Source organism: Rhodanobacter sp. UC4451_H18 (assembly GCF_052978225.1).
In genome coordinates this window covers 1,063,533-1,079,318 of sequence record NZ_CM129663.1, presented here as the reverse complement: position 1 = coordinate 1,079,318, position 15,786 = coordinate 1,063,533, and the positions used below count along the sequence as shown (strand labels likewise).

Below are 15,786 nucleotides of genomic sequence, written 5' to 3'. Positions count from 1 at the left end.
CGCCCTTCCGATCTTGCTTTCGCGGACCCGCCATGCCCGGAAAACAGCAGGAAGTCAGTTTCCGTTTTCTCGCCCAGCCCACCGACGTCAACTTCGGCGGCAAGGTGCACGGCGGCATGGCGATGAAGTGGATCGACCAGGCCGGTTATGCCTGCGCGGTTGCCTGGAGTGGAGCGTATTGCGTCACGGCCTCGGTCAGCGGCATCCAGTTCGTGGCGCCGATCCTGATCGGCGACCTCGTCACGGTGAGGGCGCGCCTGATCCATACGGGCCGCAGCAGCATGCATCTGGCCGTCGACGTGATGGCCAGCGACTTGCGCAAGGGCGACCAGCGCCTGGCGACCAGCTGCGTGATGGTGTTTGTGGCGCTGGACGGCGCCGATGGCAAGCCCACCCCGGTGCCATGCTGGGAGCCGCGCAACGAGGCCGATCGGCGCCTGCAGGCCAAGGCCCGGCAACTGCTCGAGTTGTCCCGGGGGATGGAGCAGTTGGTCGATCCGCAAGACCTTGCCGACACCTGACGGGCACGGCCGGATGGCGCGCCGACATGCGATATGCGTGCCATGAGGTGTTGACAGTTCCCGGCACGATCCACACAATACGCGTTCTTTGTTGGAGGGATACCCAAGCGGCCAACGGGGGCAGACTGTAAATCTGCTGGCTTACGCCTTCGGTGGTTCGAATCCACCTCCCTCCACCAGCAACAAGCGACGCGAAAGCGGCGCGCAAGACACGATTTCCGCGCAGGGCGGGAGTAGTTCAATGGTAGAACCTCAGCCTTCCAAGCTGATGATGCGGGTTCGATCCCCGTCTCCCGCTCCATTGCACTGCAAGTGTCAGAAGCTGTTGATCGACGCGATCGCGGCATAAGTTTCGAATCATCCGGCAGGACGCCGGTCTGTTCTTCGTCATCATGGAGGATGGCTGAAGTTATGAAGAGTCCGACAGGATGTCGGTCTTGTCTTTGCCGTCATGGAGGACGGCTGAAATACACGCTCATGTAGCTCAGTCGGTAGAGCACTTCCTTGGTAAGGAAGAGGTCACAGGTTCGATTCCTGTCATGAGCACCAGCTTCCGGCCTTCACGGCCAGCCCGTAAACGGGCTGTTCTTTTCTACAATTGATTGACTCCATCGGGGTTTAGCGCGCATGGCAAAGGGTAAATTCGAACGCACCAAGCCGCACGTCAACGTCGGCACGATTGGTCACGTGGATCACGGCAAGACGACGCTGACGGCGGCGCTGACGAAGGTCGGTGCCGAGCGTTTCGGTGGAGAATTCAAGGACTACAGCGCGATCGACGCGGCGCCGGAAGAGAAGGCGCGTGGCATCACGATCTCGACCGCGCACGTGGAATACGAGTCGCCGACCCGCCACTACGCGCACGTCGACTGCCCCGGCCACGCGGACTACGTGAAGAACATGATCACCGGTGCGGCGCAGATGGACGGCGCGATCCTGGTGTGCTCGGCCGCGGACGGCCCGATGCCGCAGACGCGCGAGCACATCCTGCTGTCGCGCCAGGTCGGCGTGCCGTACATCGTGGTGTTCCTGAACAAGGCGGACATGGTCGATGACGCCGAGCTGCTCGAACTGGTCGAGATGGAAGTGCGCGAGCTGCTGAGCAAGTACGACTTCCCGGGCGACGACACCCCGATCATCCATGGTTCGGCGCTGAAGGCGCTGGAAGGCGACCAGAGCGAAATCGGCGTGCCGGCGATCATCAAGCTGGTGGACGCGCTGGACAGCTATATCCCCGAGCCGGTGCGCACGATCGACAAGCCGTTCCTGATGCCGGTGGAAGACGTGTTCTCGATCTCCGGCCGCGGCACCGTGGTGACCGGTCGTATCGAGCGCGGCGTGATCAAGGTGGGCGACGAAATCGAAGTGGTCGGCATCCGCGACACGCAGAAGACCACGGTCACCGGCGTGGAGATGTTCCGCAAGCTGCTGGACCAGGGCCAGGCGGGCGACAATGCCGGCCTGCTGCTGCGCGGCCTGAAGCGCGACGACGTGGAGCGTGGCCAGGTGCTGGCCAAGCCGGGCACGATCACCCCGCACACGGACTTCGAGGCCGAAGTGTATGTGCTGTCGAAGGACGAGGGTGGCCGTCACACGCCGTTCTTCAAGGGCTACCGCCCGCAGTTCTACTTCCGCACGACCGACGTGACCGGTGCCGTGACCCTGCCGGAAGGCGTGGAAATGGTGATGCCGGGCGACAACGTGAAGATGGTGGTGAGCCTGATCCACCCGATCGCGATGGACGAAGGCCTGCGTTTCGCCATCCGCGAAGGCGGCCGCACCGTCGGCGCCGGCGTGGTGGCCAAGGTCATCAAGTAAAATACATCGGGAGTAGGGAATCGGGAATCGGGAATCGCTGGAGCGAAGCACGACACGCTCCGGATCGTTTACCATTCCCGATTCTCTATTCCCTGTTCCCGTTTTTACGCCAGTAGCTCAATTGGCAGAGCAGCGGTCTCCAAAACCGCAGGTTGGGGGTTCAAGTCCCTCCTGGCGTGCCACTTTTCCCGAGGATTCGGACGGGTGACGATGGCAGGGTCGACCGCAAGGCTCGGCGTGCTGCCGCCACTCGACAAGCGCACATGATTACCAAGGCAGAACAGCCCAAGGGCACCAACGCTGGCGACATCGGCAAGCTGATACTGGCGGGGCTGGTGCTGGCAGCGGGCATCTTTGCCTATTCCTGGTTCGGTCGTGACGGCAGCGTCCCCGTGTCGATGCGCCTGCTGGGCGTGCTCGCCGCGCTGGTGATCGCCGTGGCGATCGCCGCGTTCACCGGGCTGGGGCGGCGGGTCAGGAATTTCCTGGCCGAATCGCAGTTCGAGATGCGCAAGGTGGTCTGGCCCACGCGCGACGAGACGATCAAGACGACCGGCGTCATCCTGCTGGTGGTGATCGTCCTGTCGCTGCTGCTGGGGTTGATCGACCTGATCCTGAAGTCGGTCATCCTCGACTGGCTGTTGAAGCTGGGTGGTTGAGATGAGCATGAGCAAGCGCTGGTACGTGGTGCACGCCTATTCGGGCTTCGAGAACCAGGTCAAGCGTTCTCTCGAGGAGCGCATCAAGCGCGCCGGGATGGAAGAGAAGTTCGGCGAAGTGCTGGTGCCGACCGAGGAAGTGATCGAGATGCGCGGCGGGCAGAAGCGCCGCAGCGATCGCAAGTTCTTCCCTGGCTACGTGCTGGTGCAGATCGAGTGCAGCACCGAGGGCAAGGCGCCGCGCATCGACGACGAGTGCTGGCACCTGATCAAGGAAACCCCCAAGGTCATGGGGTTCATCGGCGGCACCGCCGATCGCCCGTTGCCGATCAAGGACAGTGAAGCCGACGCCATTCTCAGTCGCGTGCGCGAGGGCGTCGAGAAGCCCAAGCCGAAGGTGCTGTTCGAGCCGGGCGAGATGGTGCGCGTCACCGAGGGCCCGTTCAACGATTTCAACGGCGTGGTCGAGGAAGTCAACTACGAGAAGAGCCGCCTGCGCGTGGCCGTGTTGATCTTCGGGCGTTCGACCCCGGTGGAACTGGAGTTCGGTCAGGTCGAAAAGGCCTGAGTCCAGGGAAAAGATTGCCCGGAGCGCACTCGCTCGGCATCTTCGTCTTTTCCTCCGCTGGCGGGGGAGGGTAGCGCCGGTCAGGCCGACACTCTCCGCTTCCGATTTCGGTCTTGGTGCCGCAACTGGCACGGGGCTTGCTGATGATCCGGTAAATCTCTATACTGCGCGGTTCACGCGGGGTCTTTTTGGCCCGGCGTGTCCGCGTTTCGGATCTGCACGAGGCAGGTCTTCCTTCCATCCACGGAGCGGTGAACAGCGAGGAGCCGCAAGGCGCCTGGACTCGCGAGGAAAATCCCATGGCAAAGAAAGTTGTCGGTTACATCAAGCTGCAGGTCAAGGCCGGTCAGGCCAACCCCTCGCCGCCGGTCGGTCCCGCCCTCGGTCAGCGCGGCCTGAACATCATGGAGTTCTGCAAGGCGTTCAATGCCGCCACGCAGAAGCTGGAGCCGGGTCTGCCGATCCCGACCATCATCACGGCCTATTCCGACCGCAGCTTCACCTTCATCACCAAGACCCCGCCCGCCACCATCCTTCTGAAGAAGGCCACCGGCGTCGCCAAGGGTTCGCAGAAGCCGAACACCGACAAGGTCGGCAAGGTCACCCGCAAGCAGCTGGAAGACATTGCCAAGCAGAAGGAGCCGGATCTGACGGCTGCCGATCTCGACGCCGCGGTGCGCACCATTGCCGGTAGCGCCCGCAGCATGGGCCTTGTGGTGGAGGGTTAAGACATGGCAAAGCTCACGAAGCGCATGAAAGCCGCGCAGGCCGCGGTGCAGCCGGGCAAGTTCTACGGCCTGGAAGAGGCCCTGAAGATCGTCAAGGACAACGCCAAGGCGAAGTTCGCCGAGTCGGTCGACGTGGCCGTGCGCCTGGGTATCGACGCAAAGAAGTCGGACCAGGGCGTGCGTGGCTCCTCGCTGCTGCCGCATGGCACCGGCAAGACCGTCAAGGTCGCCGTGTTCTGCCCGCCGGGCGAGAAGGCCGAGGCGGCCAAGGCCGCCGGTGCCGACGCGGTCGGCATGGACGACCTGGCCGAGCGCATGCAGGGCGGTGATCTCGACTTCGGTCGCGTGATCGCCACGCCGGACGCGATGCGCGTGGTCGGCAAGCTCGGCCAGTTGCTCGGCCCGCGCGGCCTGATGCCGAACCCGAAGGACGGCTCGGTCACCGCCGACGTCGCCACCGCGGTGAAGAACGCCAAGGCCGGCCAGGTGAAGTTCCGCAACGACAAGGCTGGCATCGTCCACGCCACCATCGGCAAGGCCAGCTTCGAGGCCGCCCAGCTGGCGGACAACCTCAACGCGCTGATCGCCGATGTGATCAAGGCCAAGCCGTCGACGGCCAAGGGCGTGTTCCTGCAGAAAGTGGCGTTGTCCAGCACGATGGGCGTCGGCGTTGCCGTCGATACCTCGTCGCTGACGATCGCCGCCAAGTAATCAAGCCCCGCGTCGACCTCGAAGTCGACGCGGGCAGTTTTTGAGGGCAGTCCCGGCCCGTTCGCGAAGCCGGGATCGCTGTCAAAGACCGCAGGCGCAACCAACGCGCGACGACGACGGGCAGGGAGCTCGAACCTGGCAGGGAATCGCCGCGTCGCCAACGGGGTTGCTTAATCGGAGTCGCCACGATCCGGCCTGCGCAGATGGTGCTGCCCCTACTGGAACGGTTCGTTGTTCAGTTCTGGAAAGGCCAACACCCGGGGCACGAGGTGTCCCCGGCGCCAGGGACGGCGTCGCCCAGGACCGCAAGCGGCAGGAGCCGCGAGCGGAGTTCATTTGGAGGAGTGCAATGGCTCTCAATCTGTCTCAGAAGCAAGAAGTAGTCGCAGAGCTGGCTGAAGTTGCCGCGAAGGCTCACTCCCTGGTCGCTGCCGAGTATGCGGGCACCACGGTCGCTCAGATGACCGCGATGCGCAAGAAGGCCCGCGAATCCGGTGTGTACTTGCGAGTCGTCAAGAACACGCTGGCGTCGCGCGCCGTGGCCGGTACCGAGTTCGAGGTCGTCAAGGACGCCCTGGTCGGTCCGCTGCTGTACGCATTCTCGACGGAAGAACCCGGCGCTGCCGGGCGTCTGATCAAGGAGTTCGCCAAGGACAACGACAAGCTGCAGGCGAAGCTCGTCTCGGTCGAAGGCAAGCTGCTGCCGGCCTCGCACGTCGACGTGCTGGCCTCGCTGCCGACCCGCGAACAGGCGTTGGCCATGCTGGCCCGCGTGCTGGCCGAGCCGGCCACGATGTTCGCCCGCGTCGTCAAGGCGGTGGCCGACCAGCAGGGTGGTGGCGAAGTCGCCGCCGAAGCCCCGGCTGAAGCCGAACCGGCCTGATCGATCTGCGTCTCATCAAACCGAACCGAAATACATCCAGAGGTAAATGCAATGTCCCTGACCAACGAACAGATCGTTGAAGCCGTCGCCGCCAAGTCGCTGATGGAAGTGATGGACCTGGTGAAGGCGATCGAAGAGAAGTTTGGCGTGACCGCCGCCGCCCCGGTGATGGTCGCTGCCGGCCCGGCTGCTGCCGGTCCGGCTGCCGAAGCGCAGACCGAGTTCGACGTGATCCTGAAGAGCGCCGGTGCCAAGAAGGTCGACGTGATCAAGGCTGTCCGCGCGATCACCGGCCTGGGCCTGAAGGAAGCCAAGGACCTCACCGAGGCCGGCGGCGTCCTGAAGGAAGCCGTGTCGAAGGAAGACGCCGACAAGTTCAAGAAGGATCTGGAAGCTGCCGGCGCCACCGTCGAATTGAAGTAATCGGCGTTTGTACGCCGCTGCTTCGACTTGATGTCAAGCGAGCCTGGGAGCGAAAGCTCCCGGGCTTTGCCCGTTTGAACGGGAATGGGGAATGGAGAATGGCGAATCGTCAGTAACGGCCTTCGGGCCTTGACCGATTCCCCATTCTCGATTCCCGAATCCCCGGCCCGGATGGCGTTGGCCGTCCGGCAAAGACAAATCATCCCTTCAGCCGGTGTGTGCACCGCCGGCGTCACTGCGAACCGAGGCGCTACCGATCATGGCCTACTCGTTTACCGAGAAGAAACGCATCCGCAAGGACTTTGGCAAGCGTCCGCCCGTACTGGGCGTGCCCAACCTGCTGACCATCCAGACCGATTCCTACCGTGAGTTCCTGCAGGAGCACGTCGCGCCGAAGCAACGCGGCGAGAAGGGTTTGCATGCCGCGTTGAAGTCGGTGTTCCCGATCTCCAGCTATTCGGGCAATGCCGCACTCGAGTATGTCGACTACCGCCTCGGCGAGCCGGCGTTCGACGAGCGCGAATGCCGCAACCGCGGCATGACCTTCGGCGCGCCGCTGCGCACCACCGTGCGCCTGGTCATCTACGACAAGGACAGCCCGGCCTCCAAGAAGGTGGTCAAGTACATCAAGGAGCAGGAGGTCTACATGGGCGAGATTCCGCTCATGACCGACACCGGCACCTTCATCATCAACGGCACCGAGCGCGTGATCGTCTCGCAGCTGCATCGTTCGCCGGGCGTGTTCTTCGACCACGACCGCGGCAAGACGCACAGCTCGGGCAAGCTGCTGTTCTCGGCTCGCGTGATCCCCTACCGCGGCTCATGGCTGGACTTCGAGTTCGACCCGAAGGACGCGCTGTTCACCCGCATCGATCGTCGCCGCAAGTTGCCGGTGACGGTGCTGCTGCGTGCGCTCGGCTACAACAACGAAGAGATGCTGGGCATCTTCTTCGAGCACAACGTGTTCCACCTGGGCAAGAAGGGCGGCACCACGCTGGAGCTGGTTGCCGAGCGCCTTCGTGGCGAGACGCTGAGCTTCGACCTGGCCATCGGCGGCAAGGTGCTGGTGGAAGCCGGCAAGCGCATCACCGCGCGCCACGTGCGCCAGCTGGCGGCCGAGAACATCACCGCGCTGGAAGTACCGGATGACTATCCGGTCGGCCGCATCGTGGCGAAGGACATCGTCGACAGCAAGACTGGCGAGCTGCTGGCCTCGGCGAACGACGAGATCACCGCCGAGCAGTTGGAGAACTTCCGCAAGGCCGGCATCGAGATCGTGCCGACGTTGTACGTCAACGACCTGGACCGCGGCGCCTACATCTCGCACACCCTGCGCATCGACAACACCACGACGCCGCTGGAGGCGCTGGTGGAGATCTACCGCATGATGCGTCCGGGCGAGCCGCCGACCAAGGACGCCGCGCAGAACCTGTTCTTCAACCTGTTCTTCACCTTCGACCGTTACGACCTGTCGAGCGTGGGCCGGATGAAGTTCAACCGCCGCGTGGGCCGCAAGGAAATCCTCGGCCCGGGCGTGCTGTACGACTACAAGTACTTCAGCGAGCGCAAGGAAGAGGAGTCGCAGCGACTGGTCGCCGAGCAGGGCGAGAGCTCCGACATCCTCGACGTGCTGAAGGTGCTGATCGACATCAAGAACGGCCACGGCACCGTGGACGACATCGACCACCTGGGCAACCGCCGCGTGCGTTCGGTGGGCGAAATGGCGGAGAACACCTTCCGCATCGGGTTGGTGCGCGTGGAGCGTGCGGTTCGCGAACGCCTCAGCCTGGCCGAGGCCGATGGCCTGACCCCGCAGGACCTGATCAATGCCAAGCCGGTCGCGGCGGCGGTGAAGGAGTTCTTCGGTTCCTCGCAGCTGTCGCAGTTCATGGACCAGAACAACCCGCTGTCGGAAGTCACCCACAAGCGCCGCGTCTCCGCGCTCGGGCCGGGTGGCCTTACCCGCGAACGCGCCGGCTTCGAGGTGCGCGACGTGCATCCGACCCATTACGGCCGCGTCTGCACCATCGAAACGCCGGAAGGCCCGAACATCGGCCTGATCAACTCGCTGGCCGTTTACGCGCGCACCAACGCCTACGGCTTCCTCGAGACGCCGTACCGCAAGGTGGCCGGCGGCAAGGTCACCGACACGGTCGATTACCTGTCGGCGATCGAGGAGGGCGACCACGTGATCGCGCAGGCGAACTCGCCGCTGGACAAGCATGGCGCCTTCATCGAGGACTTCGTGTCCTGCCGCTTCCGCGGCGAATCCGAGCTGCGCCCGGCGTCCGAAGTGGACTACATGGACGTCTCGCCGATGCAGACCGTGTCGGTCGCCGCGGCGCTGGTGCCGTTCCTGGAGCACGACGACGCGAACCGCGCGCTGATGGGCGCGAACATGCAGCGTCAGGCGGTACCGACCCTGCGTTCGCAGACCCCGCTGGTCGGCACCGGCGTCGAGCGTGCCGTGGCGCGCGACTCCGGCGTCATCGTCTCGGCCAAGCGCGGCGGCGTGATCGACCAGGTCGACGCGGCGCGCATCGTGGTGCGCGTGAACGAGGACGAGGTGGGCGACAACGACGCCGGCGTCGACATCTACACGCTGACCAAGTACACCCGCTCCAACCAGAACACCAACCTCAACCAGCGTCCGCTGGTCAACGTCGGTGACGTGGTGGCAAAGGGCGACACGCTGGCCGACGGCTCGTCGACCGACCTGGGCGAGCTCGCGCTCGGCCAGAACATGCTGATCGCGTTCATGCCGTGGAACGGCTACAACTTCGAAGACTCGATCCTGCTCTCCGAGCGTGTCGTGCAGGAAGACCGCTACACCTCGATCCACATCGAGGAGCTGTCCTGCATCGCGCGTGACACCAAGCTGGGCGCCGAGGAAATCACCGCCGACATCCCGAACGTGGGCGAGCAGGCGCTGGCGCGGCTGGACGAGTCCGGCATCGTCTACATCGGTGCCGAGGTGAAGGCCGGCGACATCATGGTCGGCAAGGTCACGCCGAAGGGCGAGAGCCAGCTGACCCCGGAAGAGAAGCTGCTGCGCGCGATCTTCGGCGAGAAGGCATCCGACGTGAAGGACAGCTCGCTGCGCGTGCCGCCGGGCATGGACGGCACCGTCATCGACGTGCAGGTGTTCACCCGTGACGGCATCGAGAAGGACAAGCGCGCCAAGCAGATCGAGGAAACCGAGGTCAAGCGGGTGCGCAAGGATCTGGACGACCAGTTCCGCATCCTGGAAGGCGCGATCTACAGCCGCATGCGCACCCAGCTGGTCGGCAAGACCGCACAGAGCGGTCCGGGCGGCCTCAAGCGCGGCACCGAGATCACCGACGCCTACCTCGACGGCCTGAAGAAGGACGACTGGTTCAAGATCAACGTCAAGGACGAGGACGTCACCGAGTTCCTCGAGCGTGCCGCCGACCAGATCAAGCGCCACAAGGAAGAGTTCGACAAGCGCTTCAAGGAGAAGCAGGGCAAGATCACCCAGGGCGACGACCTCGCGCCGGGCGTGCTGAAGATGGTCAAGGTGTTCCTGGCCGTGAAGCGCCGCATCCAGCCGGGCGACAAGATGGCCGGCCGCCACGGCAACAAGGGCGTGGTTTCCAACGTGGTGCCGGTCGAGGACATGCCGTACATGGCCAACGGCGAGGCGGTGGATATCTGCCTCAACCCGCTGGGCGTGCCTTCGCGCATGAACATCGGCCAGATTCTGGAAGTGCATCTGGGCTGGGCCGCCAAGGGCCTGGGCAAGAAGATCCAGAAAATGCTCGAGGCGCAGGAGAAGGTGGTCGAGATCCGCAAGTTCCTCGACCAGATCTACAACACCCACGTCGCCGGCGCGGTGCAGCACGTCGACCTGAAGTCGCTCACCGACAAGGAGATCCTGGCGCTCGCCACCAACCTGCAGGAAGGCGTGCCGATGGCGACGCCGGTGTTCGACGGCGCCGAGGAGACCGAGATCAAGGCGATGCTGAAGCTGGCGGATCTGCCCGAGTCGGGCCAGACCACGCTGTACGACGGTCGCACCGGCGAGGCGTTCGATCGCCCGGTCACCGTGGGCTACATGCATTACCTGAAGCTCAACCACCTGGTTGACGACAAGATGCACGCACGCTCCACCGGCCCGTACTCGCTGGTCACCCAGCAGCCGCTGGGCGGCAAGGCGCAGTTCGGCGGCCAGCGCTTCGGCGAAATGGAAGTCTGGGCGCTGGAAGCCTACGGCGCGGCCTACACCCTGCAGGAAATGCTGACGGTGAAGTCCGATGACGTGCAGGGCCGCAACCAGATGTACAAGAACATCGTCGACGGCAACCACGAGATGTCGGCAGGCATGCCGGAGTCCTTCAACGTGCTGGTGAAGGAAATCCGCTCGCTCGCCATCAACATCGACCTGGAAGAGGTCAAGTGATCGACGGGGTTCGGGATACGGGATTACCAGACATTCGTCTGTTAAAAGCCGGGATTTGCAAAAGCAAACCCGGTCCCGGCCCCGGATCCGGCGAACCTGATCTTGTTCGAACTGCGGACCTCGACCCAAGAATTTGCTCCGACCGGAGATTCAAATGAAAGACTTGCTCAACCTCTTCAACCAGCAGCGTGCGACGCCGGATTTCGACGCGATCAAGATTGCGCTCGCGTCGCCGGAGCTGATCCGCTCGTGGTCGTACGGTGAAGTGAAGAAGCCGGAGACGATCAACTACCGTACCTTCAAGCCGGAGCGTGACGGCCTGTTCTGCGCGGCCATCTTCGGTCCGGTGAAGGACTACGAGTGCCTGTGCGGCAAGTACAAGCGCATGAAGCATCGCGGCGTGGTCTGCGAGAAGTGCGGCACGGAAGTGACGCTGGCCAAGGTGCGTCGCGAGCGCATGGGCCATATCGAACTGGCCAGCCCGACCGCCCACATCTGGTTCCTCAAGTCGCTGCCCTCGCGCATCGGCCTGATGCTGGACATGACCCTGCGCGACATCGAGCGCATCCTGTACTTCGAAGCCTTCGTGGTGATCGACCCGGGCATGACCGCGCTGGAGCGCGGCCAGCTGCTCAGCGAGGACCAGTACCTGGAGGCGACCGAGGAACACGGCGACGAGTTCGACGCGCGGATGGGTGCCGAGGCGGTATTCCACCTGCTGAAGTCGCTCGACCTGCCGGGCGAAGTCATCCGCCTGAAGGAAGAGATCGCTTCCACCAATTCCGAGACCAAGCTGAAGCGGCTGACCAAGCGCGTCAAGCTGATCGAGGCGTTCCTGGAATCCGGCAACAAACCGGAGTGGATGGTGCTGACCGTTCTTCCCGTGCTGCCGCCGGATCTGCGTCCGCTGGTGCCGCTGGATGGCGGCCGCTTCGCGACCTCCGACCTGAACGACCTGTACCGTCGCGTCATCAACCGCAACAACCGCCTGAAGCGGCTGCTCGAGCTCAATGCGCCGGACATCATCGTGCGCAACGAGAAGCGCATGCTGCAGGAATCGGTCGATGCGCTGCTCGACAACGGCCGCCGCGGCCGTGCCATCACCGGCACCAACAAGCGCGCGCTGAAGTCGCTCGCCGACATGATCAAGGGCAAGCAGGGCCGCTTCCGCCAGAACCTGCTCGGCAAGCGCGTGGACTACTCCGGTCGTTCGGTGATCGTGGTCGGCCCGACCCTGCGCCTGCACCAGTGCGGTCTGCCGAAGAAGATGGCGCTCGAGCTGTTCAAGCCCTTCATCTTCGCCAAGCTGCAGGCGCGTGGCGAAGCCACCACCATCAAGGCGGCGAAGAAGCTGGTCGAGCGCGAAGAGGCCCAGGTGTGGGACATCCTCGAAGAGGTGATCCGCGAACATCCGGTACTGCTGAACCGTGCGCCGACCCTGCATCGCCTCGGCATCCAGGCGTTCGAGCCGAAGCTGATCGAAGGCAAGGCGATCCAGCTGCATCCGCTGGTCTGCACCGCGTTCAACGCCGACTTCGACGGCGACCAGATGGCTGTCCACGTGCCGCTGTCGATCGAGGCGCAGCTGGAAGCGCGCACCTTGATGATGTCGACCAACAACATCCTGTCGCCGGCGAACGGCGAGCCGATCATCGTGCCGACCCAGGACGTCGTGCTGGGCCTGTATTACCTGACCCGTGAGCTGATCAACGCCAAGGGCACCGGCATGGTGTTCTCCGGCATTGGCGAGGCACGTCGCGCATACGACAACCGTGCAGTCGAGTTGCACGCCAAGGTCAAGGTGCGCATGAAGCTGGTGCATATCGCCGAAGACGGTACCCGCACGCAGCAGACCAGGATCGTCGATACGACGGTCGGTCGCGCCTTGCTGGCCGAGATCATGCCCGAGGGCCTCCCGTTCGAGCTGGCCAACACCGAGCTGACGAAGAAGAACATCTCGCGTCTGATCAACTCCAGCTACCGTCTGCTGGGCCTGAAGGACACGGTCGTGTTCGCCGATCAGCTGATGTATGCCGGCTATCGCTACGCGACTCGTTCGGGCATCTCGATCGGCATCGACGACATGCTGATTCCGGCCGAGAAAAAGCCGATCCTGGAAGAGGCCGAGAAGGAAGTCGTCGAGATCCAGCAGCAGTACCAGTCCGGTCTGGTCACCGCCGGCGAGCGCTACAACAAGGTGGTCGACATCTGGTCGCGCACCAGCGAGCTGGTGGCCAAGGCGATGATCGACGGCATCGGCACCGAGAAGGTGGTCGATGCCGACGGCAAGACGGTCAACCAGAAGTCGATGAACTCGCTGTACATCATGGCCGACTCCGGCGCGCGTGGCTCGGTGGCGCAGATTCGCCAGCTGGCCGGCATGCGCGGCCTGATGGCGCGCCCGGACGGCTCGATCATCGAGACCCCGATCAAGGCCAACTTCCGCGAAGGCCTGAACGTGCTGCAGTACTTCAACTCGACCCACGGCGCCCGCAAGGGCCTGGCCGATACCGCGCTGAAGACCGCCAACTCCGGTTACCTGACCCGTCGCCTGGTCGACGTGGCGCAGGACGTGGTCATCACCATGGACGACTGCGGCACCGAGGACGGCATCACCATGCAGCCGATCGTCGAAGGCGGCGACGTGGTCGAGCCGTTGCGCGACCGCGTGCTCGGCCGCGTGGTAGTCGAGGACGTCTACGCCCCGGGCGACGACGACCAGCCGATCGTCACCCGCGACACCCTGCTCAACGAGGCACTGGTCGAGAAGCTGGACAAGGCCGGCGTGCAGATCATCAAGGTGCGTTCGCCGATCACCTGCGAAGCCGAACATGGCGTGTGCAAGCTGTGCTACGGCCGCGATCTGGCCCGTGGCCATCTGGTCAACATGGGCGAGGCCGTGGGCGTGGTGGCCGCGCAGTCGATCGGCGAGCCCGGCACCCAGCTGACCATGCGCACCTTCCACATCGGCGGTGCGGCTTCGCGTGCGGCGGCGGTGGACAACGTGACGGTGAAAACCACCGGTTCGCTGAAGTACAACAACCTGAAGTCGGTGCAGCACAAGCAGGGCCATCTGGTGGCGGTGTCGCGTTCCGGCGAACTGAGCGTGATCGACGCCAGCGGCCGCGAGCGCGAGCGCTACAAGGTGCCGTACGGCGCCACCATCGCGGTCAAGGACGGTGCGGCGGTCAAGCCGGGCCAGACCGTGGCCAACTGGGACCCGCATACCCACCCGATCGTCACCGAGGTGGCCGGCGTGGTGCGCTTCATCGACTTCCTCGACGGCGTCACCGTGCAGAGCCAGACCGATGAACTTACCGGCCTGGAGTCGGCGGTGGTCACCGATCCGAAGCGCCGCGGCGCACAGGCGAAGGACCTGCGTCCGATCGTGCGCCTGGAAGACGCCAAGGGCCGCGAGCTGAAGCTGCCGGGCACCGACATCGCCGCGCAGTACTTCCTGCCGGCCGGTGCGATCGTGTCGATCCAGAACGGCGCCGAGGTGGGCGTGGGCGACGTGATCGCGCGCATTCCGCAGGAAAGCTCGAAGACTCGCGACATCACCGGCGGTCTGCCGCGCGTGGCCGACCTGTTCGAGGCGCGCAAACCGAAGGAGCCGGCGATCCTGGCCGAGCGTTCGGGCATCGTCAGCTTCGGCAAGGACACCAAGGGCAAGCAGCGCCTGGTCATCAAGGACGTCGACGGCAACGAGCACGAGGAACTGATTCCGAAGTGGCGTCAGGTCATCGTGTTCGAGGGCGAGCATGTGGAGAAGGGCGAAACCGTCGTCGACGGCGAGCCGAGTCCGCATGACATCCTGCGCCTGCTGGGCGTGGAGCCGCTGGCCGGTTACCTGGTCAAGGAGATCCAGGACGTGTATCGCCTGCAGGGCGTGAAGATCAACGACAAGCACATCGAGGCGATCATTCGCCAGATGCTGCGCAAGATCGAGATCGTCGAGCCGGGCGACAGCCATTACCTGCGCGGAGAGCAGATCGAGCGCGTGCGGATCAACGCCGAGAACGAGCGGGCCGTGGCCAAGGGCGAGCGACCGGCCGAATACCAGTCGATCCTGCTTGGCATCACCAAGGCTTCGCTGGCGACCGAGTCGTTCATTTCGGCCGCCTCGTTCCAGGAAACCACCCGCGTGTTGACCGAAGCTGCGGTGCGCGGCACCCGTGATACCTTGCGGGGCCTGAAGGAAAATGTTATTGTCGGCCGTCTCATTCCGGCAGGCACGGGCTTGGCGTACCACGCATTGCGTCGTCGCCAGGGCGGTTTGACCGCCACGGAGCTCGAGACGCTTTCCGGAACCACGCCTGCGACCCCGGTCGCAGAGGTGACCGGTGCAGATGGTGGTGCCGAGTAAGCCCGTTCGAGGCTTCACTCGCTGACATACGAAATGAGGCGCAGGGACGCGCCTCGTGTTCGGGTCAAGGACGGCAGGGCGTCAGCTTGCCCATGGCAGGCGGCTCATGTTAAATTCCCGCTTCTTGGCAGACCGAGCTTGATCGGGCTGCCTTTATGTTTTCAGGAACAGCTACGCATGACGACAGTCAACCAGTTGGTGCGCAAGAACCGCAGTCCCAAGACCTACAAGAGCGGTTCGCCGGCCTTGCAGAGCAGCCCGCAGCGCCGCGGCGTCTGCACGCGCGTTTACACCACCACCCCGAAAAAGCCGAATTCGGCCCTGCGCAAGGTCGCCAAGGTGCGCCTGACCAACGGTTTCGAGGTCATCAGCTACATCGGCGGTGAAGGGCACAACCTGCAGGAGCACTCCGTGGTGCTGATCCGCGGCGGCCGTGTCAAGGACCTGCCGGGTGTGCGCTACCACACGGTGCGCGGCAGCCTCGATTGCGCCGGCGTGACCAAGCGCCGCCAGTCGCGTTCCAAGTACGGCGCCAAGCGCCCGAAGAAGTAACGCCCGGGCCTGCCAGGCAGGCGGGCAGGGTCGACCGCCCGGGTTGCCGGGTCGGGCACCTGCAAGAGTGAGACATCTGGAAAGTGCGGCCATGGACGGGCGCTTTGGCTTCGCAGGCGGGATGCCTGCAAAAACAT

11 protein-coding genes and 4 tRNA genes are annotated in these 15,786 nt (G+C 64.3%); all 15 read left to right on the top strand.

Annotation, left to right across the window (positions count from 1 at the left end):
• Positions 1-32 precede the first annotated feature (32 nt).
• The 15 genes from ACVCMG_RS05085 to rpsL all read left to right on the top strand — a co-directional run bounded on the left by ACVCMG_RS05085 (position 33) and on the right by rpsL (position 15,649).
• A complete protein-coding gene (locus ACVCMG_RS05085) occupies positions 33-521 on the top strand; it encodes an acyl-CoA thioesterase (RefSeq protein WP_395117248.1) in 489 nt (162 codons plus the stop codon).
• A gap of 93 nt (positions 522-614) precedes the next feature.
• Positions 615-700 (top strand) — tRNA-Tyr (locus ACVCMG_RS05080).
• 48 nt (positions 701-748) lie between these two features.
• A tRNA-Gly gene (locus ACVCMG_RS05075) sits at positions 749-822 on the top strand.
• A gap of 172 nt (positions 823-994) precedes the next feature.
• Positions 995-1,070, top strand: a tRNA-Thr gene (locus ACVCMG_RS05070).
• A 78-nt stretch (positions 1,071-1,148) separates the two neighbouring features.
• A complete protein-coding gene (gene tuf / locus ACVCMG_RS05065) occupies positions 1,149-2,339 on the top strand; it encodes an elongation factor Tu (protein WP_395117250.1) in 1,191 nt (396 codons plus the stop codon).
• Positions 2,340-2,445: 106 nt separating this feature from the next.
• Positions 2,446-2,521 (top strand) — tRNA-Trp (locus ACVCMG_RS05060).
• A gap of 81 nt (positions 2,522-2,602) precedes the next feature.
• Positions 2,603-2,998: a preprotein translocase subunit SecE gene (gene secE / locus ACVCMG_RS05055; protein ID WP_395117252.1), complete on the top strand. Its 396-nt coding sequence runs from the start codon at positions 2,603-2,605 to the stop codon at positions 2,996-2,998.
• Positions 2,999-3,005: 7 nt separating this feature from the next.
• The gene (gene nusG, locus ACVCMG_RS05050) at positions 3,006-3,566 is read left to right on the top strand and encodes a transcription termination/antitermination protein NusG (RefSeq protein WP_136258106.1); all 561 of its coding nucleotides are present in this window, start codon (positions 3,006-3,008) and stop codon (positions 3,564-3,566) included.
• A 299-nt stretch (positions 3,567-3,865) separates the two neighbouring features.
• On the top strand, positions 3,866-4,294 hold the full coding sequence (gene rplK, locus ACVCMG_RS05045) for a 50S ribosomal protein L11 (protein ID WP_027491701.1): 429 nt from the start codon (positions 3,866-3,868) through the stop codon (positions 4,292-4,294).
• Positions 4,295-4,297: 3 nt separating this feature from the next.
• The gene (rplA, locus tag ACVCMG_RS05040) at positions 4,298-5,005 is read left to right on the top strand and encodes a 50S ribosomal protein L1 (RefSeq protein WP_395117254.1); all 708 of its coding nucleotides are present in this window, start codon (positions 4,298-4,300) and stop codon (positions 5,003-5,005) included.
• Between the two features lie 349 nt (positions 5,006-5,354).
• Positions 5,355-5,888, top strand: coding sequence for a 50S ribosomal protein L10 (rplJ, locus tag ACVCMG_RS05035; RefSeq protein WP_136258108.1), 534 nt, complete (start codon positions 5,355-5,357; stop codon positions 5,886-5,888).
• 51 nt (positions 5,889-5,939) lie between these two features.
• On the top strand, positions 5,940-6,311 hold the full coding sequence (gene rplL / locus ACVCMG_RS05030) for a 50S ribosomal protein L7/L12 (RefSeq protein ID WP_136258109.1): 372 nt from the start codon (positions 5,940-5,942) through the stop codon (positions 6,309-6,311).
• 256 nt (positions 6,312-6,567) lie between these two features.
• A complete protein-coding gene (rpoB, locus tag ACVCMG_RS05025; RefSeq protein ID WP_395121355.1) occupies positions 6,568-10,731 on the top strand; it encodes a DNA-directed RNA polymerase subunit beta in 4,164 nt (1,387 codons plus the stop codon).
• Between the two features lie 154 nt (positions 10,732-10,885).
• Complete coding sequence (rpoC, locus tag ACVCMG_RS05020; protein WP_395117258.1) at positions 10,886-15,097, top strand: DNA-directed RNA polymerase subunit beta'; 4,212 nt, start codon at positions 10,886-10,888, stop codon at positions 15,095-15,097.
• 177 nt (positions 15,098-15,274) lie between these two features.
• Positions 15,275-15,649: a 30S ribosomal protein S12 gene (gene rpsL, locus ACVCMG_RS05015; RefSeq protein WP_007083021.1), complete on the top strand. Its 375-nt coding sequence runs from the start codon at positions 15,275-15,277 to the stop codon at positions 15,647-15,649.
• The last annotated feature ends 137 nt before the right edge of the window (positions 15,650-15,786 follow it).

Excerpts from the sequence above, each read along its gene's own strand:
- ACVCMG_RS05085 (WP_395117248.1), top strand. The coding sequence starts at position 33 with ATGCCCGGAAAACAGCAGGAAGTCAGTTTCCGTTTTCTCGCCCAGCCC.
- tuf (WP_395117250.1), top strand. The coding sequence starts at position 1,149 with ATGGCAAAGGGTAAATTCGAACGCACCAAGCCGCACGTCAACGTCGGC.
- secE (WP_395117252.1), top strand. The coding sequence starts at position 2,603 with ATGATTACCAAGGCAGAACAGCCCAAGGGCACCAACGCTGGCGACATC.
- nusG (WP_136258106.1), top strand. The coding sequence starts at position 3,006 with ATGAGCAAGCGCTGGTACGTGGTGCACGCCTATTCGGGCTTCGAGAAC.
- rplK (WP_027491701.1), top strand. The coding sequence starts at position 3,866 with ATGGCAAAGAAAGTTGTCGGTTACATCAAGCTGCAGGTCAAGGCCGGT.
- rplA (WP_395117254.1), top strand. The coding sequence starts at position 4,298 with ATGGCAAAGCTCACGAAGCGCATGAAAGCCGCGCAGGCCGCGGTGCAG.
- rplJ (WP_136258108.1), top strand. The coding sequence starts at position 5,355 with ATGGCTCTCAATCTGTCTCAGAAGCAAGAAGTAGTCGCAGAGCTGGCT.
- rplL (WP_136258109.1), top strand. The coding sequence starts at position 5,940 with ATGTCCCTGACCAACGAACAGATCGTTGAAGCCGTCGCCGCCAAGTCG.
- rpoC (WP_395117258.1), top strand. The coding sequence starts at position 10,886 with ATGAAAGACTTGCTCAACCTCTTCAACCAGCAGCGTGCGACGCCGGAT.
- rpsL (WP_007083021.1), top strand. The coding sequence starts at position 15,275 with ATGACGACAGTCAACCAGTTGGTGCGCAAGAACCGCAGTCCCAAGACC.